Genomic DNA, 26,707 nt, shown 5'->3' on the forward strand with positions numbered 1-26,707 from the left:
TTCCGGATGGTCACCGAGCAGCGGTCGGTCCCTGCCGGTACGCTGGCCCTCCGTCAACGGAGACGCAACACGCAGGAGGTTCCCCTTGGAGCGCATCACCAGGGCCGACGACCGAGTCCACCGCCCCGCCGGGCCGTGGACCCCCACGGTGCACCGGCTGCTCGCCCACCTGCACGAGCAGGGGTTCGTCGCAGCCCCGGAGCCGATCGCCCTCGGTGACACCCTCGAGACGGTCTCGTTCGTCCCCGGTGTCGCGGGCGAGTACCCCTGGACCGAGGACATCGCCAGCGAGGCCGCCCTCGTCACCAGCGCCCGACTGCTCCGCCAGTTCCACGACGCCGCCGCCAGCTTCCCGCGCAGCGCCGCCGACGACCTCTGGTCGCAGGCCGACCGTGCCCCCGTCGAGACGATCGTGCACGGCGACTTCGCCCCGTACAACTGCGTCTACGACGGCATCGCCGCCGTCGGCCTGATCGACTTCGACACCGCCCACCCCGGCCCCCGCGTCTGGGACGTCGCGAGTGCCGTCTACCGGTTCGCACCGTTCACCACCGGCGCCGTCGAGGGATCGACCGCCCCCGACCTCGACGAGCGGCTCGCACGGGCCGCCGAGTTCTGCCGCGCCTACGCCCTCGACGACCGCTCCCGCAGCGTCCTGGCCGAGACGATGATCGCGTCCCTCGTCGCCCTGGTCACGACGATCGAGCACGAGGCCGCCGCCGGCAACCCGAAGTTCGTCAGCGACCTGCAGCACGGCCACGCCGACCTGTACCGCGCCGACGTCGCCTACCTGGAGCAGCACGCCGACGCCGTCACCGCCGCCGTCGCGTGACCACCAGCCCCGCGCGGCTCCGCACGGCGCGGTTCGCGGCGCAGGGCATCGCGGCACCCGGACTGCGACCCACCGAGGTCGTCGCGCGGATGCTGGCGGTGCAGGGGCAGGACCTCGGCCAGGTGCTCTGGGCCATCGGGGTCCGCGCTCCCGGATCGAAGCGGGACGACGTCCGTGAGGCCTTCGACCGCGGGGAACTCGTCCGCTCGTGGCCGATGCGCGGCACCCTGCACGCCCTGCGCCCCGACGACCTCCGCCTGCTGCTCTCGCTCACCGCCGAACGGACGCTCCGCACGATCGCCCGACGCGCCGCTGAGCTCGGCATCGACGACGCCCTGCTCGGCCGGGCCCGTGGCGCGACGATCGCGGCCATGGGCGGTGGTCGCGCGCTGGTCCGGGACGACCTGTTCGCGGCGTACCGCGCTGCGGGCATCGACCCGTCCGGAGGTCGCGGCTACCACCTGGTCCTGCAGCTCGCGCAGGAAGGCCTCGTCGCGTGGGGTCCCACCGCCCGCGTCGGGCAGGGGCTCGTGCTGCTCGACGAGTGGGCACCCGCCACCGCTGAGCTGCCGGACCGCGACGAAGCCCTCCGCCGGGTCCTGCTCGGGTACCTGCGTGGCCGTGGCCCCGCGACCGAGGCCGACGCCGCGAGCTGGACGAAGCTGCCGCTCGGTGACCTCCGCCGAGCCCGGGCCGCGGCGGGGGACGCGGTCGAGGACCTCGGCGACGGGCTCCTCGACGTCGCCGACCGGCCGGCAGCCGCGCGCGTCCCCACGGGGCACCTGCTCCCCGGCTTCGACGAGTACCTGCTCGGGTACGCCGACCGGTCCGCGCAGCTCGACCCCGCCCACGCGGACCGGGTCGTCCCCGGGGCCAACGGCATGTTCCTGCCGATGGCCGTCGTCCGCGGTCGCGTCGTCGGCACCTGGAAGCGCACCGAGCGCCGGGCCGGGCACCTCCTCACCGTCACACCCTTCGGTGCCCTCGACGCGGCATCGGTCCGCGCGCTCGAGGCGGCGGCCGCGCGGTACGCGGCGTTCCTCGGTGCGCCCGTCGCGACCACGGTGGTCTGACGCGACCACCTGCGGACCGTGTGCCGAAGCTGCCCGGCCGGCGTGGGCCCAGACCGCACCCAGCAACCATGCGGCGGACTCCGACACTGCCTCCGGTAATGTCGCAGGGCCATGACGGACAGCCCGGCCGACGCCACCCCCTACGAAGTCCTCGGCGTCCCCGCGACGGCTGACGACGAAGCGCTCCGCCGTGCCTACCGGCGGGCCGCCCGCGAGACGCACCCCGACCTCGGCGGCGACGCCCAGCGCTTCCGCCAGGTCCAGCTCGCGTGGGAGCGCATCGGCACGCCGGCAGCCCGGCGCGCGTACGACGTCGGGTCCCGCGCGTACGGCGCGTCCGGTCCGTCCGGGGCGACCGCCGGCAGGGGTGACACCGGTCGCGACGCCTACGCACCCCCGGCAGCGCGTCGCGACACCCGCCCCCGGGCCCGGTCCCACGGGCACCCCGGCGGTCGGTCGCGCGAGGTCTTCCTGCAGGCCGAACGCGAGTGGGTCGGCCTCGGCGACCCCATCGAGGACCCCTACGACCCCACGCTCATCCGCTCCGCGCCGCGGCAGATCCGGCGCCTGCTCGCCGAGGCCCTGGCCGAAGAAGCGACCGCCTTGATCGTCTCCGACATGGGGATCGGCGTCACGGTGTGGCACGACCTCGACGCCGGAGCCGAGGGCAAGCTCGACCACGCCGTCCTGACCCCGAGCGGACTCTGGGCCGTCGAGTCCATCGACTGGGGCGCTCCGGTCCGCGTCGAGCACGGCGAGATCGTCGGCGAGACGCTCGCGCCGGGGGAGCGACCCGTCAAGGAACTCGTCCGCGCCGCCCGTGCCGTGCAGAAGCAGACCCGGGTGCGGTTCTCCGGGCGGCTGCTCGTCGTGCCGGACCCCGCCGTCACCGAGGACGTGCAGCTCGTCGGCTCCCCGAAGAAGCCCACCGCGCTCGTCGTCCGCCGGAGTGCGCTCGCCCAGGTGCTGAACGGCGTCTGGTCGCCGGCCGGTTCCGTCGACGTGTTCGAGATCCGCGACCGCCTGCAGCAGACCGTCCGCTTCGTCTGACCCGCTGCGTCAGTAGCCGCGGAGCTTCTCGAGGTCGCGGCGCTCCCGCTTGCTCGGCCGTCCGGCTCCGCGATCGCGCATCGGGACGAAGCCGGCCTCTTCCTTCGACAGCCGCGGCGGGGTCTTGTCCTCGAAGTGCTTCGCGGCCTCGGGGGCGCTCGTCCGCTTCAGGATGATGCCGGTGACCATGACGATGCGGTCGAAGCCGTTCTGGCGCACCCGCACCTCGTCACCGGGGCCGATCGGCTGCGCCGGCTTCGCGCGCTCCCCGTTCACCCGGACGTGACCGGCCTTGCACGCGGCGGTGGCGGCCGACCGGGTCTTGGTGATCCGGACGGCCCAGATCCAGCTGTCGACCCGGGCCTTCTCCATGCCGACACTCTAGGCGGCCCGTACCCTGGGGCGGTGCATGCGGACGAACAGGCAGCGATCGCCCGGGCCCGTGCGCTCGGGGTGCTGCGCGACGCCTCGATCGGGGACCGCCTGGTGGTCCGGGCGCATCACGGGGACGGCGCGCAGGACGCCCTCGGTGACCTGCTCGCCCGGACGCCCGACGCCGTGACGATCGCCACCCGCCGCGGCCCGGTCGAAGTCCGGCTCGCCGACGTCGTCGCCGCGAAGCCCGTCCCGCCGCCCCCGCCCGCGCGGCCTGCGCGGCGCTGACGCGCTCGGCTCGTCTGGTGCGGGGTTCCGTCCTCCGTGCGACCGCTCGTGGGGAGCACGGAGCACGGAACCTCGCACCACTCGCACAGCACCTCGCACAGCACTTCGCACGGTGCGAGCCACCCCGGCGAGCCGCAGGCCCCCGCGCCCCGCTCCCGACATACGCTCATCCCATGGCAGTCCCCGTCCCGCTCGGCACCGAGGACCGCACCGCCCGCCTCACCCTCCGCCGCCCGGACTCCTGGCGCCGCGAGGACTCAGCCCAGGCGGACCTGCGCGTCACCGGTGACGACGTTGTCCTCACCGTCCGATCCCGCCCCAGTGACCGCGCGATCGGCGACGAGAACACCGGGCTGCTCGAACGGCTGCCCGGCTCCGTCGAGGGCCTGCTGCTCGTCGGCTGCGACCCGTGGACCACCGCCGGCGCCCCGGCCCGGCTGGTCGAGTACGTCCGGCCCGACGAGCACGGCGACGTCGCCGGCACCCACCTGCTCTTCGTCACCGGTCGGCACCGCGTCGACCTGACGATCGAACGTCCGCTCGCCCGGCTGCTCGAGACCGACGACCTCGTGCTCGCGGTCCTCGAGAGCGTCCGCGCCACCGAGACGGTCCCGGTCCGCCCCGAGCGTGACCTCGAACCCCTGCCGGTACCCGCCCCGGCACCGTCGCTCGACGGCCCACGGCTCAGCACGGACGCGATCGGCACCCTGCAGAGCCTCGCCGGACGCCGGTGGAACCCCACGCTCCTCCGCACCGCGGCGGGCCGCGAACTCATCGAGGCGGGCCTCGTCGGCCGACTCGGCACCCTGCCGGAGTCGACCCAGACCCTCCTCGAACCCTGGCAGGGCGATGCCCAGCCGGTCACGCTGGAACAGCACCTGCCCGACGGGGGCGAGTCGCGCCTCCAGGCCTGGTCGCAGACCGTCGTCGACGGGACCGACGCGGCGGGCGCCGTGGTCGCGTCCGTCACGCCGGACCGGGCCGTCGCGCTGCTGGCCGGGAGGCTCGGCATCGGTCCGACGTGGACCTTCCCGTTCCGCACGGGGTCGCTCCCAGGGCACCTGCTCGGCCGCAGGCTGGCCGGCGGTCCGGACGCACCGGACCTGCCGGAGGCCCTCGCCGAGGCGGACCCGCGCCTCGCGCGGTTCTGGGCCGCGCCGTGGACCGTCTCGTACCTGCGTCGACCCGGCAAGCCGAAGCCGATCACGATCCTGCGGGCCGAGGGGCACGGGTTCGCGCGGGTGGGCGCGACGAAGGCCGGGGAGACCGCCTTCCGGACGGACTCCCCGGCCAACGTCTACCGGTCGGTGGTGCGGGCGCTGCTGGGCTGAGCGCGCCCGGGATCTCCCGCTACGCGGCGGGGCCGGCGGTCAGGGTGATCGTGACCGTCTTCGCGGCGCCGGTGCTGTCGGTGTAGCGGACGCTCACCTTGTCGCCCACCGAGTGCGACTGGACGACCTTGGTCAGCTGGTCCGAACTCGTGACCGCGGTGCCGTCGATGCTCGTGATCGTGTCCCCGGCGGTCAGGCCGGCGCTCGCGGCGCCGGAACCCTCGACCGTGCCGGCGACGGCGACGCCGCCCGTGGTGCCGGAGGTGTTGCTGACCTCGACCCCGAGGAACGCGGGCAGCCCGATGGTGATCGTGCTCGAGGACTCCCCGGCGAGGATCTTCTCGGCGATCGTCTTCGCGGTGGTGATCGGGATGGCGTAGCCGGTGACGTCGGCCGTGCCGGAGGACGCTGCCGTGGCCATGCCGACGACCTCGCCCTCGCTGTCGAGCACCGGTCCGCCGGAGTCGCCGGAGACGATGTCCGCCGAGATCTCGATCAGGCCGGTCAGGGACTCGGTGCCGGTGCCGGACTCGCTCTGCACCTGGATGTCCTGGTCGGTCGCGGTGACGGTGCCCTCGGCGGCGACGAGGTTGCCGGTGCCCTCCGCGTTGCCGACGTCCTTGACGGTGTCACCGGTGCTCGGCTCGCCGTCGTCGTCGAGCGTGACCGTGGACAGTCCGGAGGCGTTCTCGAGCTTCAGGACGGCGACGTCGTTGGTGGCGTCGGCCCCGACCACGTCGGCCTTGTACTCCTTGCCGGTGGTCTCGTCGGTGACGGTGATGCTCGTCGCGCCCTGGATCACGTGGTTGTTCGTCAGGATCGTGCCGTCGGAGGTCAGGACCATGCCGGTGCCGGCCGCCTGTGACGACTCGTCGTAGTTCAGGACGGTGTTGATGGTCACGACGCCCTTCTTGTCGGCTGCCGTCGCCGCAGTGGCGGGGGACTGGGTCGTGCCGGTGCCGGTGCCGGTGCCGGTGCTGCCGTCGCCGCTGGTGCCGCTGCCGCTGCCGTCGCCGGGCACCGTGAAGCCGTTCGTGCCGTCGCTGCTGCCGGTGCCGCCGGTCCCGTCGGTGCCGGATCCGGTGCCGGGGAGCGTGGTGGTGCCCTGCGACTGGCTCGACGTCGTGGTCGTCCCCTGCGAGGACAGGCCGAGGGCGGTGCCACCGGCCGCACCGACGATGGCGAGCGCAGCGATGCCGGAGCCGATCATCAGTCCCAGCCGACGCGGGCGCTTCGTCGTACCGGGGTGGTTCGCGGTCGCCGCCGAGTACGCCCAGGCGTGGTTCGCGCCGGCGAGGGCGGGGCTGCCGATCAGGTACGGGCCGCGGCCGTCCGGCGTGTAGGCGTAGGGGCCGGAGCCGTCCGGACCGTAGAGGTAGGGACCGGAGCCGTCGAACGCGTACGCCGGGCGCAGGGAGGCCGGGTCGGCGTGCGGCGCCTCCCAGTGCATCCCAGGAGCCTGCTGCTGCGCGGCGGGGGTGCCGTCCTCGTCGTGGTCGGCGGCTGCGGGGTTCGGGGTCTCGTTCATCGGTGCTCTCCGGTCGTCCCTCGACGGCCCGGTCGGGCGTCGATGGAGACCAGTACAGGGCGCTTCCCCATGACGAGCCTATGAACGAACCCTGCGCACGCTCCGGGCTTGCTCGGGGGACGCCGAGTGGGGCTCCGGCGTTAGGGTGGCCTTACTTCCATGCCTCCGTCGACGTCCACGCCCCCGGCTCCCAGCTCCGTCCCCCGACTCGTCGGTGCGACCGTGCTGGCGGTCGTCGTCCTCGCCGTGGCGTGTGCGCTGTCGATCGCGTACGGCTCGCGGCCGATCCCGCTCTGCACCGTCCTCGACACGGTGATGCACCCCGGTCGGAGCGACGAGGTCGGGCTCATCGTGCTCGGCAACCGCGTGCCCCGCACCGTCGTCGGACTGCTCGCCGGGGCTGCGCTCGGGGTGGCCGGGGCCGTGATGCAGGGCGTGACGCGGAACCCGCTCGCCGACCCGAGCGTCCTCGGCATCAACTCCGGTGCGACCCTGGCCGTGGTGGCCGGGATCGCGGTCTTCGGCGTGAGCGGCACGGCTGCCTACCTGCCGTTCGCCTTCGTCGGGGCCGCCCTCGCCGCCGTGCTCGTGTACGGGATCGCGACCGTCGCCCGACGCGGCCTCTCTCCCGTCGGGCTCGCCCTCGCCGGAGCCGTGGTCGCCGCGGCGCTGTCGTCGGTCACCACTGCGGTGCTCGTGACCGACCAGAGCCTGCTCGACCAGCTGCGCTTCTGGCAGGTCGGCGCCCTCGCCGGCAAGGACCTCGGCACGGCGGGGATCATCACCGCGCCGGTGCTCGTCGGGCTGGTGATCGCGTTCGGCCTCGGTCGGTCGCTGAACACCCTCGCGCTCGGGGACGAACTCGCGGCGTCGCTCGGGCAGCGGGTCGTGCTCGTCCGCGCCGTGGGCGGTCTGGTCGCGGTGCTGCTGGCCGGGTCCGCGGTGGCCGCCGCCGGGCCGATCGCCTTCGTCGGGCTCGCCGTGCCGCACGCCGTCCGCCGGCTGAGCGGCCCGGACCACCGCTGGACCATCCTGCTGTCGGCGATCGTCGCCCCCGCACTGCTGCTCGTCGCCGACGTCATCGGCCGCGTCGTGGCGTACCCGGGGGAGCTGCAGGTCGGCATCGTCACGGCGTTGATCGGGGCGCCGGTGTTCATCGCGCTCGTGCGGTCGAGGGCGGTGCGGGGACTGTGAGGCAGTTGTTCGGCTCCGGCCGCCCGCGGTCCGGCGGTCTGCGCCGCTCGGCCGGCCTGCGTCGTGAGGTCGCGGTGCTCGTCGCCGTGGTGGCGGTCGTCGTGGTGCTCGTCCTGGTCGGGCTCGGCACCGGTTCGATCCCGCTCACCCCGGGCCAGGTGCTCGCCGCCCTGTTCGGCCAGGGGGACCGGATCTCGGACTTCGTCATCGGGCAGCTCCGCGGGCCGCGGGTGCTCGGTGCCGTCCTCGTCGGCGCCAGTCTCGGCGTCGCGGGCGCGATCGTGCAGAGCGTCGTGCGGAACCCGATCGCGAGCCCCGACGTCATCGGGATCACCTCGGGGGCCAGCGCCGCCGGACTCACCGCCATCGTGCTGTTCGGTGCCAGCGGTGGCACGCTCTTCTCGGTCGTGCTCGTCGGCGCCGTGGTGGTCTCGATCGTCATCGCCGGGCTCGCCTGGCGACGGGGGATCACCGGCAACCGGGTGATCCTCGTCGGGATCGGCGTCGCGGCGATCTGCCTGAGCATCACCGGCTGGATGCTCACGAGCGGCACCGTCACCCAGGCCGGCACCGCGCTGCTCTGGCTCTCCGGCAGCCTGAACGCCGTCGACCGCGACCTGGTCGGGGTGCTCGGCGTCGCGTTCGTCGTGCTCGGCGTGCTCGCGCTGCTGCAGTCCGCCCGTCTGCAGGTCTTGAGCCTCGGGGACGAGGTCGCCGCCGCACTCGGACTCCGGCCGGACCGAGCGAAGGTGCTCCTGCTCCTCACCGCCGTGTGCCTGACCGCCGCAGCCGTCGCCACCGCGGGACCCGTCTCGTTCGTGGCGCTGATGTCTGCGCCGATCGCCCGACGCCTGGTCGGCGGCGGACGGGTGGCGCTCGCGCCGGCCGCTGCCGTCGGAGCCGCGATCACGCTCGGCAGCGACCTGCTGGCACAGTTCGCCTTCCCGGGCACCGCGCTGCCGGTGGGCGTCGTGACGGGCGTCGTGGGGGCGCCGTACCTGCTCTGGTTGCTCGCGCGGGGACGGTGACGACGGGTCCCACGGGTCGCTGACGTCGGGTCCCACGGGGCGCTGACGCGGCTCGTCCGTTCGCGGATCGCGGACGTCCCTCCACAGTCCCAGATCGGGGCTGCCGCTCGGGCCGTCGTTTCCGATACGCTGGTGGGCCAAGAGGAGGAGGTCCACCGATGCCAGATCCAGTGGTCCCGCAGCCGGGCGGTCAGAAGACCCCGGAGCAGCGGCTGGTCGACACCACGCTGACCTTCAGCATGGACATGGGCGCGGCGCTCACCGCCGAGTCCGGTGTCTCGACCGAAGAACGTGAAGCCGTCAACGCCCTGCCCTCCGGGTCGGCGTTGCTCGTGGTCCGTCGCGGCCCCAACGTGGGTGCGCGGTTCCTCCTCGACTCCGACGTCACGACGGCCGGTCGACACCCCGACGCCGACATCTTCCTCGACGACGTCACCGTGTCGCGCAAGCACGCGCAGTTCCTGCGCCACGGCACGAGCTTCAGCGTCAAGGACAACGGTTCGCTGAACGGCACGTACTTCGACGGTGTCCGCATCGACGAAGCGCTGCTCACCGACGGGGCCGAGGTCCAGGTCGGCAAGTTCCGCCTGACGTTCTACGCATCTCGGGTCGACCTGGCGCGCCTGGCGAACGCGTAGTGGCCGCACGGTCCGCTGCGGCCCGGGCGGGGTCCGCGGCACCGGACCTGCTCACCATCGGGCAGGTCCTCGCTCGCCTCAAGCCCGAGTTCCCGGACCTGTCGAGCTCCAAGCTGCGGTTCCTCGAAGAGCGTGAGCTCGTCACCCCGATCCGCACGGCCAGCGGGTACCGCAAGTTCTCCGCTGCCGACCTCGAGCGGCTCCGGGTGATCCTCGGACTGCAGCGAGACCACTACCTGCCGCTCAAGGTCATCAAGGAGTACCTCGCCGACCTCGATGCCGGACGCGAACCCGTCCTGCCCGGCGGAGGCGATGCCCCGAAGCCATCGATCCTCGGTCGCGAACGCCGGTACACCCGCGACGAGACGGTCCGGGCAGCCGGAGCCTCCCCGATGCTCCTCGCCGATGCGGTCTCGGCGTCGCTGCTGCCGGCCACCGACACCTACGGCGACGACGGCGTCTCCGTACTGAAGGCCCTGGTCGAACTGCAGCGCACCGGCATCGAGCCGCGACACCTCCGCACGCTGCGCAGCACCGCCGAGCGCGAGGTCGGTCTCATCGAGTCCGCCCTCATGCCGGTCTCCCGCCGGGGCGACGCGACCTCGCGGGCCAAGGCCACGGAGCTCGCGCGTGAGATCGCCGGGCACCTCGAGATCATCCGGTCGAACCTCATCCGCCAGGCCATCGGTCGTCTCGACGCATGACGCCGTCCGGTGCTCCGACAGGGCTTGTGTGTCAGTGGCCGAGGCGTATCCTCGACACGCCGGACGCGCCGGGTCGGATGTCCCGCGCGGGAGCGGTCGGAGTCGCTACCGTGGACCTCGGAACAACTCTCAACCCGTCGTTGAAGCTTCGGGTGGGAGCTCGATCGTCGTGGAAGGCAAGCTCATGAGTGGGAACGACACCCCTGGCACCGAGTCTGATGTGACCCGGTACGACCTCGGGCTGCTCTTCACCGATGGTCTGCCCGAGCACGACGAGCAGAACGGCTACCGCGGCACGGTCGCCGCACGGGCAGCCGGCATCTCGTACCGCCAGCTCGACTACTGGGCCCGCACCGAACTCGTGCAGCCGACGATCCGCGGGGCCGCCGGCTCCGGGTCGCAGCGCCTGTACGGGTTCCGCGACATCCTCGTGCTCAAGCTCGTGAAGCGCCTGCTCGACACCGGCATCTCGCTGCAGCAGATCCGCACCGCGGTCAACCAGCTCCGTGAGTCCGGCGTCTCCGACCTGGCGCAGACCACGCTGATGTCCGACGGCGCCTCGGTGTACCTGTGCACCTCCGACGACGAGGTCATCGACCTCGTGTCCCGCGGCCAGGGTGTCTTCGGCATCGCGGTCGGCAAGGTCCTGCGCGAGGTCGAGAGCTCCCTGGTCGAGCTCGACGCCACCGCGGCGGCCGACCCCTCCGACGAGCTCGCCGCTCGTCGCGCTTCCCGCGCTTCCTGACCTTTCGGGTCCGGCCGAGTGGATCGGGCCGAGTGGTCACGAACCGTCGTGTGCGCGTCGCCGAGTGGTCACGAACCGTCGCCTGCGACGCTGCCTGCCGACGGTTGGTGACCGCTCGGCGGACGTGAGCGGTGTGTTGTGACCGCGCGGCGAGCCGGGGCCGGGCGTGCCTGCCGGGGCCGGGGCGGGCCTCCAGGCGGTCGCCGAGTGGTCACGAACCGCCGTGTGTGCGTCGCCGAGGTGTCACGAACTGTCGCCTGCGGGGCTGCCGGCCGACAGCTGTTGACCGCTCGCCGGACGTGAGCGGTGTGTTGTGACCGCTGGGTGAGCCGGGGTCGGCGTGTCTGCCGGGGGCGGGGTGGGCCTCCCGACAGTCGCCGAGGTGTCACGAACCGTCGTGTGCGCGTCGCCGAGGTGTCACGAACTGTCGGCTGCGACGCTGCCTGCCGACAGTTGGTGACCGCTCGCCGGACGTGAGCGGCATGTCACGCGACCGCGATCACGACCGCGACCGCGTGAACACCGTCCTACGCGGCGCCACCCTCGGCGTACGGACCGATCTTGCCGGTGCGCATGATGCGCTCGAGCAGCTGGTCGAAGTTCTTCGCCATCTCCTGCGCGGACTCGCCGGGCCAGACGTGCAGCGGCTTCGCGGCACCCTGCGCCTGCTGCAGCGACGTGCGCTCCGGTAGCTGCGGGGAGAGCACGAGCGGGCCGAACATGTCCCGGAGCTCCTTGATGCGGAACTGGTGCTCGAGCGACTGCACCCGGGCACGGTTCACGATGATGCCGAGGGGCTGCAGGCGCGGGGAGAGTCCGCGGCGGATCTCCTCGATGGCGCGCAGCGCACGGTCGGCGGCGGCGACGGAGAACAGGCCAGGCTCGGTGACGACGGTGACGCGGTCGGACGCGGCCCACGCGGTGCGGGTCAGGGCGTTCAGCGACGGCGCGCAGTCGATGAGGACGAGCTCGTAGTCCTGCTCGACGTTGGCCAGGGCCTCTTCGAGCTTCCAGATGTCGCGGATCGACGGGTGCGGCCCGTCGAAGTTGATGGCGGAGGGCGACCCGACCATGACGTCGATCTTGCCCTGCGACCCCTTCGTCCAGCCCGAGGGGGCGATCGCCTGACGGACGATCTTCTCCTTCGGGTTCTCGAGGACGTCGGCGACGTTGAGGTGGCCGGCGAGGTTGATGTCGAGGCCCGTCGAGACGTCGGACTGCGGGTCCAGATCCACCACCAGCGTGCGCAGTCCCTTGGCGAACGCGGCCGAGGTCAGGCCGAGCGTCACCGTCGTCTTGCCGACACCACCCTTGAGGGAGCTCACGCTGAGTACATGCACGTTGAGCAACGTTACCGCCACTAGGGTTGTCTCACCTCAACCCGGGCTGAAAGGGACGTCGTGTTCACGAAGATCCTCGTTGCGAACCGTGGCGAGATCGCCATCCGCGCGTTCCGTGCCGCCTACGAGTTGGGGGCCCGTACGGTGGCCGTCTACCCGTACGAAGACCGGAACTCCCTGCACCGGCTCAAGGCCGACGAGGCCTACCTGATCGGGGAGCGGGGTCACCCGGTCCGGGCGTACCTGGACGTCTCCGAGATCATCCGCGTCGCCCGCGAGTCGGGGGCCGACGCGATCTACCCGGGGTACGGGTTCCTGTCCGAGAACCCCGAGCTCGCCGCGGCAGCAGCCGCGAACGGCATCACCTTCATCGGCCCGGGCGAGCACGTGCTCGAGATGGCCGGCAACAAGGTCACCGCGAAGGAGCACGCGATCGCAGCCGGCGTCCCGGTCCTCGCGAGCACCCCGGCGAGCCGCGACATCGACGAACTGATCGCCGGCGCCGACGCGATCGGGTTCCCGGTCTTCGCCAAGGCCGTCGCCGGTGGTGGTGGCCGTGGCATGCGCCGGGTGGAGACGAAGCCCGAGCTGCGCGACGCCCTCGAAGCCGCGATGCGCGAGGCCGACAGTGCGTTCGGCGACCCGACGATGTTCCTCGAGCAGGCCGTCATCCGTCCGCGCCACATCGAGGTGCAGATCCTCGCCGACGCGACCGGCACCGACGCGGGCACGATCCACCTGTTCGAGCGGGACTGCTCGGTGCAACGGCGCAACCAGAAGGTCGTCGAGATCGCGCCGGCGCCGAACCTTGACCCCGCGATCGCGCAGGCACTGCACCGCGACGCCGTGGCCTTCGCCCGGTCGATCGGGTACGTGAACGCCGGCACCGTGGAGTTCCTGCTCGACACCGAGGGCGAGCGCGAGGGGCAGCACGTCTTCATCGAGATGAACCCGCGCATCCAGGTCGAGCACACGGTCACCGAAGAGGTCACCGACGTCGACCTGGTGCAGTCGCAGATGCGCATCGCGGCGGGGGAGACCCTCGCCGACCTCGGCCTGTCGCAGGACACCGTCGCGGTGCACGGCGCCGCGCTGCAGACCCGCATCACGACCGAGGACCCGACGCAGGGCTTCCGTCCGGACACCGGCCGGATCAGCACCTACCGCAGCCCCGGCGGCGCCGGCGTCCGGCTCGACGGCGGCACGGTCGCCACCGGCGCGCAGATCAGCCCGCACTTCGACTCGATGCTCGCGAAGATGACGTGCCGCGGCCGGGACTTCCCGGCGGCGGTGTCCCGGGCCAAGCGCGCCCTCGCCGAGTTCCGCATCCGCGGCGTCAGCACGAACATCCCGTTCCTGCAGGCCGTGCTCGAGGACCCGGACTTCGCCCGCGGCGACGTCTCGACGAAGTTCATCGAGGAACGTCCGCAGCTCTTCGGCGGCCACGTCTCGAAGGACCGCGGCACGAAGGTGCTCACCTGGCTCGCCGACGTCACGGTGAACAAGCCGAACGGTGAGCGGTCGCCGCTCGTCACCGACCCGGCCGACAAGCTCCCGGCCACCGACCTGACGGCGCCGGTGCCCGAGGGACAGCGCGACCGCCTGCTGGCGATGGGTCCGGCCGAGTGGTCGAAGGCCCTGCGCGCCCAGACGGCCCTCGCGGTGACCGAGACGACGATGCGGGACGCCCACCAGTCGCTCCTCGCCACCCGGGTCCGTACGAAGGACCTCGTCGCCGTCGCACCGCACGTGGCGCGGCTCACCCCGCAGCTGCTCAGCGTCGAGGCCTGGGGTGGCGCCACGTACGACGTCGCACTCCGGTTCCTCGGTGAAGACCCCTGGGAGCGCCTGTCCTCGCTGCGCGAAGCGATGCCGAACATCCCGATCCAGATGCTGCTGCGCGGCCGCAACACGGTCGGGTACACGCCGTACCCGACGGAGGTCACCGATGCCTTCGTCGACGAGGCCGCCCGGTCCGGCGTCGACGTCTTCCGCGTGTTCGACGCGCTGAACGACGTCAGCCAGCTGCGTCCAGCCCTGGAGGCCGTGCTCGCGACCGGCACGGCCGTCGCCGAGGCGGCGCTCTGCTACACCGCCGACCTCCTCGACCCCGCCGAGGACCTCTACACGCTCGACTACTACCTCCGCCTGGCGGAGCAGATGGTCGAGGCCGGCGCGCACGTCATCGGCATCAAGGACATGGCGGGGCTCCTCCGTGCCGGTGCGGCTGAGAAGCTCGTCACCGCGCTGCGCGAGCGCTTCGACCAGCCGGTGCACGTGCACACCCACGACACCGCGGGCGGCCAGCTCGCGACCCTGCTCGCCGCTTCGCGCGCCGGGGCCGACGCCGTCGACGTGGCCGCAGCACCCATGGCCGGCACGACCAGCCAGCCGAGCATGTCCGCCCTGGTCGCCGCACTGGCCCACACCGAGCGCGACACCGGTCTGTCGCTCGACGCCGTCGGTGACCTCGAGCCGTACTGGGAGTCGGTCCGTCGCGTGTACGCCCCGTTCGAGTCCGGGCTCGCCGGTCCGACCGGGCGTGTCTACAAGCACGAGATCCCCGGCGGTCAGCTGTCGAACCTCCGGCAGCAGGCGATCGCCCTCGGGCTCGGTGACCGGTTCGAGCAGGTCGAGGACTGGTACGCCGAGGCGAACCGGATCCTCGGACGACCGACCAAGGTCACGCCGTCGTCGAAGGTCGTCGGCGACCTCGCGCTGCAGCTCGCCGCGGTCGGTGCCGACCCGGTCGACTTCGAGCAGAACCCCGACAAGTACGACATCCCGGACTCCGTGGTCGGGTTCATGGCCGGCGAATTGGGCGACCTGCCCGGTGGCTGGCCGGAGCCGTTCCGCTCGAAGGTCCTGGCCGGGCGTGACGTCCGACTCGAGATCACCCCGGTGCCCGCGGACGAGCGTGCGCACCTCGAGACCCCCGGACCCGAGCGGCAGCAGGCGCTCAACCGCCTGCTCTTCCCGCAGCCGACGCAGCAGTTCCAGCGCGTGCGGGAGCAGTACGGCGACCTGTCCGTCGTCCCGACCGTCGACTACCTGTACGGGCTGCGCCCAGGGCAGGAGCACAGCGTCCCGCTCGGCAAGGGCGTCGACCTGTTCGTCGGGCTCGAGGCGATCGGCGAGGTGGACGCCAAGGGCATCCGCACGGTCATGGCGACGATGAACGGGCAGCTCCGCCCGGTCGCCGTCCGCGACCGTTCGGTCGAGGTCGAGACGAAGGCGGCCGAGAAGGCCGACGCGTCCGACCCCAAGCACGTGGCCGCGCCGTTCTCCGGCGTGGTGACGCTCAAGGTCGCCGTCGGTGACGTCGTCGAGGCCGGTACGCCGGTGGCGAGCATCGAGGCGATGAAGATGGAAGCGGCCATCACGGCGCCCGTGTCGGGCACCGTCGGCCGACTCGCGATCCCGGTGACCCAGCAGGTGGACGCCGGCGACCTCCTGGTGGTGCTGCAGTAAATTGACCGTTCGTCCCATCCGCCTGTTCGGCGACCCCGTCCTCCGCTCGCCGGCCGACCCGATCCGCCCCGAACTGCTCGGGAGCGCCGGGGTCCGTGACCTCGTGCAGGACCTCATCGACACCGTCAAGGAACCCGGACGTGCCGGGGTGGCCGCGCCCCAGATCGGCGTCGGGCTCCGTGCGTTCTCGTACAACGTTGACGGTGAGGTCGGTTACGTCCTCAACCCGGAGATCGTCGAGGTGTCCGGCGAGCCCGAGCTCATGGAAGAGGGCTGCCTCTCCGTCCCGGGGCTCGGCTACCCGACGCGTCGCTCCCCGTACGCGAAGGTGCGCGGCGTCGACGTCGACGGCGACGAGGTCGTCCTCGAGGGCACCGGCCTGATGGCCGAGGCGCTCCAGCACGAGTGCGACCACCTCGACGGCACCGTCTACGTGATGACGCTCGACCCCGAGGTCCGCCGTCAGGCACTGCGCGACATCCGTGCACAGGACTGGTTCCACTGAGCGCTTGCACAGTCCCGCGTTCGCCGGCTGTGAACAGTGGTGTGACACCCCCACGGGGGATTGTCGCTTTGTCCTGACGAGGGGGTACCGTGCTGCTGTCGGCCTCCCACCGACGACCATCCCATCCCCCCAGGACTCCCGCATGACCAGTCAGAACGACGAGCTCAGCTCGCACCGCACCCGCACCAACCGTCGACCGGCCGAGGCCACCGTCACGACCGGTTCGACCGCCGTCCTCGACGCCCCCGCGACGGAGCAGTCGCAGGAGGCCTGAACCCCGCAGGCGCCCCCGGCGCCCGCTGAACGGCCTGGAGGCCCGGATCACGTCCGTCGGACGTGATCCGGGCCTCCAGGCTGTTGCGTCCACACCGCGCGTACTTTGCGGAATCGGGCGTACGTGGTCGAAAGAACCGTCCCGGTACGCCCGAATCGACCAGGTACGCCCGAAGCTGGTTGCTCAGCGGGGTGGCCGCGCGCGTGCCTGGCGGAATCGGGCGTACCTGGTGAGAAGAATCGACCCGGTACGCCCGAATCGTCCCGGTACGCCCGAAGCTGGTCGCTCAGCGGGGCGGACCCGCGCGTACCTGGCGGGATCGGGCGTACCTGGTCGAAAGAACCGTCCCGGTACGCCCGAATCGACCAGGTACGCCCGAAGCTGCCAGCCCGCACGCGCGGCGACCGCCTGGAGGCCCGGGGCCAGCCCGGCGGGCCGGCGCCGGGCCTCCAGGCCGTTGCGTCCACGCCCGCCCGCACCTTGTGCAATCGGGCGTACCTGGTCGAAAGATCTGATCCGGTACGCCCGGAACGACCCGGTACGCCCGAATCGACCCGGTACGCCCGGACGGACCCGGTACACCCGAGTCGACCCGGCACGCCCGCTGCTGGGCGCTCAGCGGGGCGGACCCGCGCGTACCTGGCGGGATCGGGCGTACCCGGTCGGAAGAAACGACCAGGTACGCCCGGAGCTGCCAGCCCGCACGCGCGGCAACCGCCTGGAGGCCCGGCGTCAGCCCGGCGGACCGACGCGGGGCCTACAGGCGGTTGCGTCCACTACCGCGCGCACCTTGTGCAATCGGGCGTACCTGGCCGAAAGGAACGACCGGTACGCCCGGCGGGCGCTACGCGCGGTTGCGGCGCCGACCCTCGATCACCGGGGTCGCCGTCGTCTGCACCTTCGATCCGGAGTAGATGTGGTCGATGTCGGCGGCGAAGTCCTTGAGGATCACCGACCGCTTGATCGTCAGCTTCGGCGTGAGGTGCCCGGAGGCCTCGGTCAGGTCCGTGTCGAGGATCGTGAACGACCGGACCGACTCGGCGCGGGAGACCCGGCCGTTGGCGGCGTCGATGGCCTCCTGGACGGCGGAGAGCACGCGCTCGTCGTAGGCGGCCTCGTGCCCGCTCAGCGCCGGGGTGATCCCGCGGGACTCGCACCAGCCGGGGAGCATCTCGCGGTCGAGCGTCACGAGTGCTGCGACGAACGGCTTGCCCTCGCCGACGACCACGACCTGGCCGATGAGCGGGTGCTCGCGGATGCCGTCCTCGAGCGGTGCCGGTGCGACGTTCTTGCCGCTCGCGGTGACGATGAGCTCCTTGGCGCGGCCGGTGACCGTGAGGACCCCGTCGGCGTCGATCCGGCCGAGGTCGCCGGTGCGGAACCAGCCGTCGGCGAAGGCGTGCTCGGTCGCCTCGTCGTTCCGCCAGTACCGGTCGAAGACGTCGACGCCGCGGATCAGGATCTCGCCGTCGTCGGCGATCCGGACCTCGATGCCGGGCAGCGCCCGACCGACCGTCCCGATGCGGAGTTCCCGGGCACGGTTGACGGTGGCGGGAGCGGTGGTCTCGGTCAGGCCGTAGCCCTCGAGGATGAGCACCCCGATCGAGCGGAAGAAGTGCGAGAGCCGCGGGGAGAGGGGCGCCGAACCGCTGACGGCGTACTCGACCCGGCCGCCGAGGGCGTCGCGGAGCTTGGCGTACACGAGCCGGTCGAACAGCTTGAACTTCAGCCCGAGCAGGAACGGCACCCTGCCGGTTGCGAGGGCCTCGGAGTGGGCGACCGCGGTGTCGGCCGCCGCGCGGAAGATCCTGCCCTTGCCACCGAGGTCGGCCTTCTGCTCGGCGGAGTTGTAGATCTTCTCGAACACCCGGGGGACCGCGAGCAGGAACGTCGGTTTGAAGGTCGACACAGCCCGCATCAGGTCCTTCGTGTCCGGCTCGTGACCGACGAGGACACCGGCGGACACCGACATCGCGGCGATGAACCGGGCGAAGACGTGGGCGAGCGGGATGAACAGCAGGGTCGAGGCGCCGTCGGCGACGACCTCGGGCATCGCTTCGCTCGCGCCCTCCACCGTGGCGGTGAAGTTGTCGTGCCGCAGGACGCAGCCCTTCGGTCGACCGGTGCTGCCCGAGGTGTAGATGATCGTGGCGTCGTCGTGGCCGTGCACGTTCGCGGTCCGGGCGTCGAGTTCGTCGTCGGTGACGTCCTCGCCGAGCCGGGTCAGGTCGTCGAGGCCGCCGCCGTCGATCGTCCAGTGCTGACCCAGCGACGGCAGGTCGGGTGCGATGGAGGCGACGCGGCGCGCGTGCTCCTCCTGCTCGACGACGATCGCGACCGACTCGGAGTCGGACAGGATCCAGCGCACCTGGTCGGGGGAGCTCGTCTCGTACACGGGCACGGACACCAGGCCGGCTGTCCACACGGCGAAGTCGACCAGGGTCCACTCCAGACGGGTGCGGGACAGGATCGCGACGTGGGCGCCCGGTTCGAGCCCGGCGGCGACGAAGCCCTTCGCGATGCCGCGTACCCGGGCGAGCGTCTCCGCCGCGGTGAAGGTGGTCCAGGTGTCACCGTGGCGCTGGGCGAGGATCGGACGGTCGGGCGTCAGGCGGACGCGGTCGCCGAGGAGCCGCGCTGCCGAGCCGTGGTCCGGGGCGACGGGACCTGCGCTGGGCGGTGTGGCGTGCCTCCCGGCCGACGGCGTGGTCCCGGTGGCGGCGCTGCCAGCGGTGGACGTGTCGGTGGAGGCGCTGCTGCGTGCAGGACGCTGATCGTTCACGGTGACTCCCTTGTCTGCCGGTTCGACTCGAGTGCGCCTCAACACCGAGGCGACACCGCCAGCATAGGACGCGTCACCGGGCGTTCCGTGACTTCGCGGCGAACCGGTAGGCTCGTTGCTCGTGCACGCCATCGGAATCGACATCGGGGGCACCAAGATCGCGGGTGCGGTCGTGACGGAACTGGGCGAGATCGTCGCCGAGGACCGCGTGGCCACCAACGCTGCGGACCCGAACGCCATGCTCGACGACGTCGTCTCGATGGTCGAGCGACTCAGCTCGCTCCACCAGGTCGGCGCCGTGGGGGTCGCTGCCCCCGGGTTCATCGACGCCTCGCAGTCGATCGTCTACTACACGCCGAACATCCGGTGGCGGAACGAACCGCTCCGGCAGAAGCTGCAGCAGCGCCTCGGCGACCTGCACATCACGGTGGACAACGACGCGAACGCCGCCGGCTGGGCCGAGTTCCGGTTCGGCGCCGGTCGACTGGTGTCCGACATGACCATGCTGACCATCGGCACGGGCGTCGGTGGCGCCATCGTGACCGAGGACCGCCTGTTCCGCGGGGGCTTCGGCACCGGCGGCGAGATCGGCCACCTGCGCATCGTCCCGAACGGGCTGCCCTGCGGCTGCGGCGCCCGCGGCTGCATCGAGCAGTACGGCTCGGGCCGGGCCCTGCAGCGCATGGCGAACGACGTCGCCGACGCCGGTGGCATCGGTTCGGCACTGGCCGACGCCCGCGCCGACAACGGCGGCCAGCTCGACGGCAAGATCGTCGGCGACCTGATCCTGGCCGACGACCCGGGTGCCCTCGCGGCACTCCGTCGGCTCGGTCGGCACCTCGGCGAGGCGTGCGCGTCGCTGTCCGCGGTGCTCGACCCGCAGCTCTTCGTGTTCGGCGGCGGCGTCGCCAGCGCGGGGGACCGGCTGCTCGACCCGATCAAGCAGGCGTACCTCAACAACCTGCCGGCCCGCGGGTACCACCCCGAGCCGGACTTCGTGATCGCCGAACTCGTCAACGACGCCGGCGTCGTCGGTGCCGCTGACCTCGCCCGCATCCACGCCCGCACGGCGTAGGGTCGGCGCGCACACACGCACACACGAACGACCGCCCACCCCCTGGCCGTGCACCACCCGGACCTTCTCACCACCTGGAGTCGTCGATGACCTACTGGCTGCTGAAGAACTTCGTGCTCGGCCCGCTCATCCTCACCCTGTTCCGACCGTGGGTCGTCGGGCGTGAGCACGTCCCGACCTCGGGACCGGTCATCTTCGCGTCGAACCACATCTCGTTCATCGACTCGGTGATCCTGCCGGCGGTGCTCGACCGTCGACTCTCGTTCCTGGCGAAGAGCGACTACTTCACCGGCCGCGGGCTGAAGGGCTGGGCGACGAAGACGTTCTTCAACGCCATCGGCCAGCTGCCGATCGACCGCTCCGGCGGCAAGGCGTCCGAGGCATCGCTCCGCACCGGCCTGCAGGTCCTGGCGCGCGGTGAGCAGCTCGGCATCTACCCCGAGGGCACCCGCAGCCCCGACGGCAAGCTCTACCGCGGCCGCACCGGCATCGCCCGGATGATCCTCGAGGGGCGCGTGCTCGTCGTCCCCGTGGCCATGGTCGGCACGCGCGAGGTGCAGCAGATCGGGCAGCGCTTCCCGAAGATCAAGCGCGTCGGGGTCGTGTTCGGCAAGCCGCTCGACTTCTCGCGGTTCCAGGGGTTCGAGACCGACCGCTTCATCCTGCGCAGCGTCACGGACGAGGTCATGCACGAGCTCGCCGGCCTGAGCCGTCAGGAGTACGTGGACGTCTACGCCACCAGCGTGAAGGAGCGGGCGAGCTCCGCGCGCGAGGCCGTCATGCGGGAACGGAAGTCGACGCCTGCACGTTAGGCTCTGATGGTCCCGGCACCCCGCCAGGACGCCCATCGACGACGCGCGGCCCGGTGCCGGTCAGCGTCGTCGGGCCGCCCGCACAGAACACCGAGGTAACGCCCTTGCCCGAGTCGACCGACTTCGTCGCCCTGCAGGATCCGGACGTCATCGAGGGGCTCGACTATTGGCGGACGCTCCCGATCAAGCAGCAGCCGACCTGGCCGGACGCCGCCGCGGCCGAGGCCGCCTCGGCCGAGATCGCCACGCTCCCGCCGCTCGTGTTCGCGGGCGAGGTCGACAAGCTGCGCGAGCGGCTCGCCGCCGCGGCCCAGGGCAAGGCGTTCCTGCTGCAGGGCGGTGACTGCGCCGAGACCTTCGCCGGTGCCACCGCCGACTCCATCCGCGACCGGGTCAAGACGATCCTGCAGATGGCCGTCGTGCTGACCTACGGCGCCTCGATGCCCGTCATCAAGATGGGGCGCATGGCCGGGCAGTTCGCCAAGCCCCGCTCGAGCGACTTCGAGACCCGCGGTGACGTCACGCTGCCCGCCTACCGCGGCGACATCGTGAACGGCTACGACTTCACGCCGGAGAGCCGGACGGCCGACCCGCGCCGCCTGGTGCAGGGGTACCACACCGCTGCTTCGACGCTGAACCTCGTCCGGGCCTTCACGCAGGGGGGCTTCGCCGACCTGCGGCAGGTGCACTCGTGGAACAAGGGCTTCGCCTCGAACCCCGCGAACGCCCGCTACGAGCACCTCGCCAAGGAGATCGACCGCGCGATCCGCTTCATGGACGCCTGCGGTGCCGACTTCGAGGCGCTCAAGCACGTCGAGTTCTACGCCTCGCACGAGGGGCTGCTGATGGACTACGAGCGCCCGATGACCCGCATCGACTCGCGCTCCGGCCTGGCGTACGACACGTCCGGTCACTTCATCTGGATCGGTGAGCGTACGCGCGACATCGACGGTGCCCACGTGGACTTCCTGTCGCGGGTGCGCAACCCGATCGGTGTGAAGCTCGGCCCGACGACGAGCGTCGACGACATGAAGGCGCTCGTCGACAAGCTCGACCCGAACCGTGAGCCGGGTCGCCTGACCTTCATCACGCGGATGGGTGCGGGCAAGATCCGCGACGAGCTGCCCAAGCTGCTCGAGGCGATCAAGGGCATGGACGCCAACCCGCTGTGGGTCACCGATCCGATGCACGGCAACGGCCTGACCACGCCGACGGGCTACAAGACCCGCCGGTTCGACGACGTCGTGGACGAGGTCCTCGGCTTCTTCGAGGCGCACCGCCAGGTCGGGACGTACCCGGGTGGCATGCACGTCGAGCTCACCGGTGACGACGTCACCGAGTGCCTCGGCGGCTCGGAGCACATCGACGAGGCCACCCTCGCCACGCGCTACGAGTCGCTGTGCGACCCGCGCCTGAACCACATGCAGTCCCTCGAGCTCGCCTTCCTGGTGGCCGAGGAACTCGGCGCGCACCAGCCCGACCGCTCGTAACGCAGGAACCGTTTCGTCAAAGCGACAGAACCCCGCGGCACGTTCGCGGGGTTCTGTCGCTTTCGCGTGTCGGACGGGAGGCCCGTGACGGCGCCGCCACGGGCCTCCCGTCCGTCCTGAGGTCGCGTCCAGGGCCGAGGGTGCGGTGTCGGTGCCTACTGGTCGTAGGACAGGGTGATCGTGTCGCCGCGGTAGACGGTGGCGCCGGCCCCTGGGTCGGTGCCGGTGACGGGCAGCTTCGACTTCCAGTCGTAGAAGCCGCAGAGGATGTTCGTGCAGTCGGGCACGGACACCTTGAGGCCGAGGTCCTCGAGGGTCTTCGTCGCCTCGTTGATCGTGGGCCGCTCCGCTCCGAGGTCGGGCACGGTGATCGGCGTCGGACCCTTCGACACGACGACGTCCACCGCCGACCCGCGCACGGCGGGGGAGTCCTGCACGGCGGCCGAGACGATCTGGCCGGCCGGCACGGTGTCGCTGTACTCCTCGGTGCGGGCGCCGAGGATCAGTCCGACGTCGTCGAGTGCGGCGGAGGCCTCGTCGACCGTCTTGCCGACCACGTCGGGAACCGGCCCGAGCGAGACGGTCAGGGTGACCGGCCCGGTCTCGCCGTAGGCCTGCACGGTCGTGAGGTCGAGGGCCTTGCCGCCGGACGCCCGACCGGTCGCCGCGACCACGGTGTCCTTCGGGGCGTCGGCGGAGAACTCGTACCGGTCGTCCTGCAGCTCGAAGTCGTCGTCGAGCGCGGCCGTCACGGTGGAGAGCGGCTGCCCGACGATCGCCGGCAGCGGGATCATCCGGGGGCCGTTCGACACGACGATCTGCACCGCCGTGCCCTTCTGCACCTCGCGCTCCGCGGCCGGTTTCGTCGTGGAGACCTGCCCCTTCGCGACGACGGCGTCGAACCGTGTCCCGGTCCTCGACGCCGCCTGCAGGCCCTGTGCTTCGAGCAGCTGCCGGGCCTGCGAGACCGACTTGCCCGTGACTTCCGGGATCCGCACGTTGCCACCCGGCCCCGGGCCGAAGTACCAGCCGAAGCCGGCTCCGATCAGCGCGAGCACGACGACCACGGACAGCAGGATCCAGCCGCGCTTCCGACGCTTCGCGGACTGGTCGGCGAGCCGCTGTCCGGCGGGGGAGAGCACGCCCGGCTGGGCCCCGGTGCGACGGGGACCCGGAGCGTTGCCGCGCGCACGGGCGGGTGCTCGACCGCGGTCGCCGGTGTCCCGGTCGCCGGACCGGTCGATGATGGCGGTCTCGTCCGCGCCCGCGGCTCCGGCGGCCCCCACCGAGGCGGCGGCCGCTGCGGCACCGAGCGTGCCAGCGCCACCGGAGGGCAGGATCGCGGTCCCGTTCTCGGGGCGGAGCACGGCCGTGCGGTACTGGCCGGTCGCCCGCTGCTGGTTGCCCGGCATGTGGTCGAGCATCTCGCGGGCGTCACGGGGACGGTCCTCGGGGTCGCGTGCGGTCGACCAGGCGACCAGCTCGTCGAGCTCCGGCGGCACCCCGGACACGGCGGCACTCGGTGCCGGCACGGAGTCGTTGGCGTGCTGGTAGGCGATCTGCATCGGCTGCTCGCCCTTGTAGGGCTGCTCGCCGGTGAGCATCTCGTAGAGCATGATGCCGAGCGCGTAGATGTCGCTGCGCGAGTCGGCGGCGCCGCGGGTCACGAGCTCGGGGGACAGGTAGGCGATCGTGCCGAGCAGAGCCGCGCCGGTCGCGGTGTTCGCGGTCGTGGCGCGGGCCAGGCCGAAGTCGCCGAGCTTGATGCGGCCGTCGTCGGCGAGCAGGACGTTCTCGGGCTTCAGGTCGCGGTGCACGATCCCGGCGCGGTGGGCCGAGGCGAGGCCGGCCAGCACGGCGCGCAGGATGTCCGTCGCCTGCTCGGGCGTCAGGGCGTGGTGCTCCTGCAGCAGGTCCCGCAGCGTGATGCCGGGGATGTACTCCATGACGATGTAGGCGATCTCGCCCTCGGCGCCCTGGTCGTAGACGCCCACCAGGTTCGGGTGCGACAGCCGGGCGGCCGAACGGGCCTCCTGGATGAAGCGCTCACGGAACGCCTGGTCGTCGGCCAGGTGCCCGTGCATGATCTTGATCGCGACGCGTCGCTCGAGGCGCACGTCGGTCGCGAGGTAGACGGTCGCCATGCCCCCGCGCGCGATGCGGGAGCGGACGCGGTACCGCTGATCGATCATGCGACCGATCATCGGGTCCGTGGCGGCGTTGGTGGTCATCGGCGGCATTCTACGAATCGAGACCGCACTCGGACGCACCGGCGCACCGGCCGTGACCCAATCTCGATCTTCCGGATGAGGCTCAGAGGGTCGCCAGCCAGCCCTCGGCGGCGCTCGCCCAGTTGGCGTAGGCCTTCGGGTAGGCGGAGAGCTGCACGGCCTGGGCCGCGTCGGTGATGCTCATCGAGGACCAGCCGGGCACGTCGAGCAGCCCGCGGGTCTTGCCGGCGTTCGGGTTGTTCCGCCCGCCGAAGAACAGCGCGGTGGCGTGTGCCGGGTCCTGCAGGTTCAGCGCGCTGCCCCAACCCTGGCTCGGGCGCTGCTGGAACAGGCCGACCGAGTCACGGTCGCCGTGCGGCAGGTTCCGGAGGCTCGACTCCTGCATCGCGGCGGCGAGGGCCACGACGATGCCGCGGTCCGGGACGCCGAGCGATCGACCGACGGCGACGATGGTCGCCGCGTTCTGGCGCTGCTCGGCGCTCAGGCCGACGGCACCGATCACCGCGGCACTCGCGGCGACCGCGGGCGCGGCGGTGGCGTTCGACGACGGGATGACGAGCGTCTTGCCGGCGTAGATCGTGCTCGTGTACGACAGGCCGTTCGCCGACAGGAGCGACTTGACCGAGACGTGGTGCGCGGCGGCGATCGAGGCCACGGTGTCACCGGCGCTGATCTTCACGCTCGACTTGGTCGACGGGGCCGAGGCGGTCGACACCGACGGTGTCGACGACGAACCGTGCGGCACCCGCAGCGTCTGCCCGGGGTAGATGACGCTGCGCTGCGACAGCTGGTTCGCGCTGAGGAGCGCCGTGGTCGACACGCCGACACGGGACGCGATGGCGGAGACGGTGTCGCCCTGCTTCACGTGGTAGCTCGAGGTGTCCGAGCCGGAGCCGCCGGTCGACCCGGAGGTCCGCACCGCCGCGGTGGTGACGGCGGGGGTCGATGCCAGGTGGAGGGTCTGCCCGGGGTGGATGATCGTGTTCCAACCGAGGCCGTTGCGCACGAGGATCTCCTGCGCCGACAGGCCGAAGCGGGCGGCGATGCCCGAGACCGTGTCGCCGTGGTGGACGGTGTAGTTCGTGGGCACAGCGGCGGTGGGGGCCTTCGTGGTCGCGGCGACGGTCCGCACGACGGTCTGCGACGGCCGGGCGACGGCGGTGCCGAACACCGGGCGGTCGGTCACGGCGCGGTCCTGGTCGACGTGGCGCTTGTGGTTCGCGTCGGCGTCGTCGTGCCGGGTCTCGGCGTGCGCGACCGGGCCGGTCAGTCCGGCGGTCACGGCGATGGTGCCCGCGAGGACGATGGGCATGGTGGCGAACCGGGCGGATCGTGCGCGCCGGGCGACTTCGTCTGCAGCGTGGTCCACGGGTTTCTCCTGATCTCGACTGAGCCGTGCGCACGCATGCGCGCACTCACAGGTGCCACAACGCTGGCATGGCCTGATTCCCAAGTCAACCAGAGAGTCAGATGGGGTGGATGTGACGAATGTGACGAACGAGGCGGATTCACTCCGGCGGTCACTCTGGCACCATGGGCGTGTGAGTGCCGCACCCGTCGACGACCTGTCCCTCTCCGAACGCTGGCTGACCGTCCCCGAGCTGGTGGACATGTTCAGCACCAGCCCCGGACGGATCCACCGACTCTTCGAGCAGAAGACCCTGCTCGCAGCCCGCGTCGGCGGTGTGCTGCGCGTGCCCGTCGAGTTCCTCGAGGACGGCGAGCCCATGCCCGAACTCCGCGGCACGCTGATCGTGCTCGGTGACAACGGCTTCACCGACGACGAGGCCGTGCGCTGGATGCTCACCGTCGACGACGCGATGGGCACCACGCCGATCGCGGCGCTGCGCGCCGGTCGCAAGGCCGAGGTGCGTCGCATCGCCCAGTCACTGCTCTAAACGCGTTCCGGACGGACGGGAGGCCCGTGGCGGTGTCGCCACG

23 protein-coding genes are annotated in these 26,707 nt (G+C 72.0%); 17 read left to right on the forward strand and 6 right to left on the reverse strand.

Annotation, left to right across the window (positions count from 1 at the left end):
* The first annotated feature begins 85 nt into the window (after window positions 1-85).
* From DEI96_RS07235 to DEI96_RS07245, 3 genes are all read left to right on the forward strand, one after another.
* The gene (locus tag DEI96_RS07235; RefSeq protein ID WP_181440539.1) at window positions 86-832 is read left to right on the forward strand and encodes a phosphotransferase enzyme family protein; all 747 of its coding nucleotides are present in this window, start codon (window positions 86-88) and stop codon (window positions 830-832) included.
* Window positions 829-1,905, forward strand: coding sequence for a winged helix DNA-binding domain-containing protein (locus DEI96_RS07240; protein ID WP_111023730.1), 1,077 nt, complete (start codon window positions 829-831; stop codon window positions 1,903-1,905). Before DEI96_RS07235 ends, DEI96_RS07240 begins: the two co-directional genes overlap by 4 nt.
* 111 nt (window positions 1,906-2,016) lie before the next feature.
* Window positions 2,017-2,955, forward strand: a complete 939-nt coding sequence (locus DEI96_RS07245; RefSeq protein ID WP_111023727.1) for a J domain-containing protein — start codon at window positions 2,017-2,019, stop codon at window positions 2,953-2,955.
* A 9-nt stretch (window positions 2,956-2,964) separates the two neighbouring features.
* On the opposite strand, the gene DEI96_RS07250 is transcribed toward DEI96_RS07245, so the two are convergent.
* Entirely contained in the window at window positions 2,965-3,327 is a 363-nt protein-coding gene (locus DEI96_RS07250; protein WP_071405402.1) for an RNA-binding S4 domain-containing protein, read from the reverse strand.
* 33 nt (window positions 3,328-3,360) lie between these two features.
* Here DEI96_RS07250 and DEI96_RS07255 point away from each other — a divergent pair, with 33 nt between their 5' ends.
* A complete protein-coding gene (locus tag DEI96_RS07255; RefSeq protein WP_258372846.1) occupies window positions 3,361-3,618 on the forward strand; it encodes a hypothetical protein in 258 nt (85 codons plus the stop codon).
* Window positions 3,619-3,791: 173 nt separating this feature from the next.
* Window positions 3,792-4,949 (forward strand): hypothetical protein, encoded by a 1,158-nt coding sequence (locus DEI96_RS07260; RefSeq protein ID WP_111023724.1) that lies wholly within the window; start codon window positions 3,792-3,794, stop codon window positions 4,947-4,949.
* 19 nt (window positions 4,950-4,968) lie between these two features.
* Here the strand turns inward: DEI96_RS07260 and DEI96_RS07265 are convergent, their stop codons facing one another.
* Window positions 4,969-6,477 (reverse strand): trypsin-like peptidase domain-containing protein, encoded by a 1,509-nt coding sequence (locus tag DEI96_RS07265; protein ID WP_258372845.1) that lies wholly within the window; start codon window positions 6,475-6,477, stop codon window positions 4,969-4,971.
* 159 nt (window positions 6,478-6,636) lie between these two features.
* On the opposite strand from DEI96_RS07265, the gene DEI96_RS07270 reads away from it, so the two are divergent.
* The 5 genes from DEI96_RS07270 (at window position 6,637) to DEI96_RS07290 (ending at window position 10,786) form a co-directional block, all read left to right on the forward strand.
* A complete protein-coding gene (locus tag DEI96_RS07270; RefSeq protein ID WP_111023721.1) occupies window positions 6,637-7,671 on the forward strand; it encodes a FecCD family ABC transporter permease in 1,035 nt (344 codons plus the stop codon).
* Entirely contained in the window at window positions 7,668-8,699 is a 1,032-nt protein-coding gene (locus DEI96_RS07275) for a FecCD family ABC transporter permease (protein WP_258372844.1), read from the forward strand. The genes DEI96_RS07270 and DEI96_RS07275 overlap by 4 nt, the downstream gene beginning before the upstream one ends.
* A gap of 158 nt (window positions 8,700-8,857) precedes the next feature.
* A complete protein-coding gene (locus DEI96_RS07280; RefSeq protein ID WP_051596676.1) occupies window positions 8,858-9,337 on the forward strand; it encodes an FHA domain-containing protein in 480 nt (159 codons plus the stop codon).
* On the forward strand, window positions 9,337-10,041 hold the full coding sequence (gene ftsR / locus DEI96_RS07285) for a transcriptional regulator FtsR (RefSeq protein WP_027465230.1): 705 nt from the start codon (window positions 9,337-9,339) through the stop codon (window positions 10,039-10,041). The genes DEI96_RS07280 and ftsR overlap by 1 nt, the downstream gene beginning before the upstream one ends.
* A 184-nt stretch (window positions 10,042-10,225) precedes the next feature.
* Window positions 10,226-10,786 (forward strand): MerR family transcriptional regulator, encoded by a 561-nt coding sequence (locus DEI96_RS07290; RefSeq protein WP_027465231.1) that lies wholly within the window; start codon window positions 10,226-10,228, stop codon window positions 10,784-10,786.
* 527 nt (window positions 10,787-11,313) lie between these two features.
* Here the strand turns inward: DEI96_RS07290 and DEI96_RS07295 are convergent.
* A complete protein-coding gene (locus DEI96_RS07295) occupies window positions 11,314-12,126 on the reverse strand; it encodes a ParA family protein (RefSeq protein ID WP_027465232.1) in 813 nt (270 codons plus the stop codon).
* 60 nt (window positions 12,127-12,186) lie between these two features.
* Between DEI96_RS07295 and DEI96_RS07300 the strand changes: the two genes are divergently transcribed.
* The 3 genes from DEI96_RS07300 to DEI96_RS07310 all read left to right on the forward strand — a co-directional run bounded on the left by DEI96_RS07300 (window position 12,187) and on the right by DEI96_RS07310 (window position 16,376).
* Window positions 12,187-15,597: a pyruvate carboxylase gene (locus DEI96_RS07300; RefSeq protein WP_111023097.1), complete on the forward strand. Its 3,411-nt coding sequence runs from the start codon at window positions 12,187-12,189 to the stop codon at window positions 15,595-15,597.
* A 1-nt stretch (window position 15,598) separates the two neighbouring features.
* A complete protein-coding gene (locus DEI96_RS07305; RefSeq protein WP_071405406.1) occupies window positions 15,599-16,102 on the forward strand; it encodes a peptide deformylase in 504 nt (167 codons plus the stop codon).
* Window positions 16,103-16,244: 142 nt separating this feature from the next.
* Window positions 16,245-16,376: a hypothetical protein gene (locus tag DEI96_RS07310; RefSeq protein ID WP_258320840.1), complete on the forward strand. Its 132-nt coding sequence runs from the start codon at window positions 16,245-16,247 to the stop codon at window positions 16,374-16,376.
* 844 nt (window positions 16,377-17,220) lie between these two features.
* Here the strand turns inward: DEI96_RS07310 and DEI96_RS07315 are convergent.
* Entirely contained in the window at window positions 17,221-19,158 is a 1,938-nt protein-coding gene (locus DEI96_RS07315; RefSeq protein ID WP_111023098.1) for an AMP-dependent synthetase/ligase, read from the reverse strand.
* Window positions 19,159-19,279: 121 nt separating this feature from the next.
* On the opposite strand from DEI96_RS07315, the gene DEI96_RS07320 reads away from it, so the two are divergent.
* The 3 genes from DEI96_RS07320 (at window position 19,280) to DEI96_RS07330 (ending at window position 22,535) form a co-directional block, all read left to right on the forward strand.
* Window positions 19,280-20,233 carry an ROK family glucokinase gene (locus tag DEI96_RS07320; protein ID WP_017886608.1) on the forward strand — a complete coding sequence of 318 codons (954 nt, stop codon included), beginning with the start codon at window positions 19,280-19,282 and terminating at the stop codon, window positions 20,231-20,233.
* Window positions 20,234-20,319: 86 nt separating this feature from the next.
* The gene (locus DEI96_RS07325) at window positions 20,320-21,045 is read left to right on the forward strand and encodes a lysophospholipid acyltransferase family protein (RefSeq protein WP_071405408.1); all 726 of its coding nucleotides are present in this window, start codon (window positions 20,320-20,322) and stop codon (window positions 21,043-21,045) included.
* Window positions 21,046-21,149: 104 nt separating this feature from the next.
* Window positions 21,150-22,535, forward strand: a complete 1,386-nt coding sequence (locus tag DEI96_RS07330; protein ID WP_110864693.1) for a class II 3-deoxy-7-phosphoheptulonate synthase — start codon at window positions 21,150-21,152, stop codon at window positions 22,533-22,535.
* A 155-nt stretch (window positions 22,536-22,690) separates the two neighbouring features.
* On the opposite strand, the gene pknB is transcribed toward DEI96_RS07330, so the two are convergent.
* Together pknB and DEI96_RS07340 are read right to left on the reverse strand one after the other, a co-directional pair.
* On the reverse strand, window positions 22,691-24,766 hold the full coding sequence (gene pknB, locus DEI96_RS07335; protein WP_111023158.1) for a Stk1 family PASTA domain-containing Ser/Thr kinase: 2,076 nt from the start codon (window positions 24,764-24,766) through the stop codon (window positions 22,691-22,693).
* An 82-nt stretch (window positions 24,767-24,848) separates the two neighbouring features.
* Window positions 24,849-26,135 (reverse strand): LysM peptidoglycan-binding domain-containing protein, encoded by a 1,287-nt coding sequence (locus DEI96_RS07340; protein WP_258372786.1) that lies wholly within the window; start codon window positions 26,133-26,135, stop codon window positions 24,849-24,851.
* A gap of 172 nt (window positions 26,136-26,307) precedes the next feature.
* On the opposite strand from DEI96_RS07340, the gene DEI96_RS07345 reads away from it, so the two are divergent.
* Window positions 26,308-26,664, forward strand: a complete 357-nt coding sequence (locus tag DEI96_RS07345) for an Rv2175c family DNA-binding protein (protein ID WP_171907813.1) — start codon at window positions 26,308-26,310, stop codon at window positions 26,662-26,664.
* The last annotated feature ends 43 nt before the right edge of the window (window positions 26,665-26,707 follow it).

Source organism: Curtobacterium sp. MCLR17_031, assembly GCF_003234775.2.
Lineage (GTDB): Bacteria > Actinomycetota > Actinomycetes > Actinomycetales > Microbacteriaceae > Curtobacterium > Curtobacterium flaccumfaciens.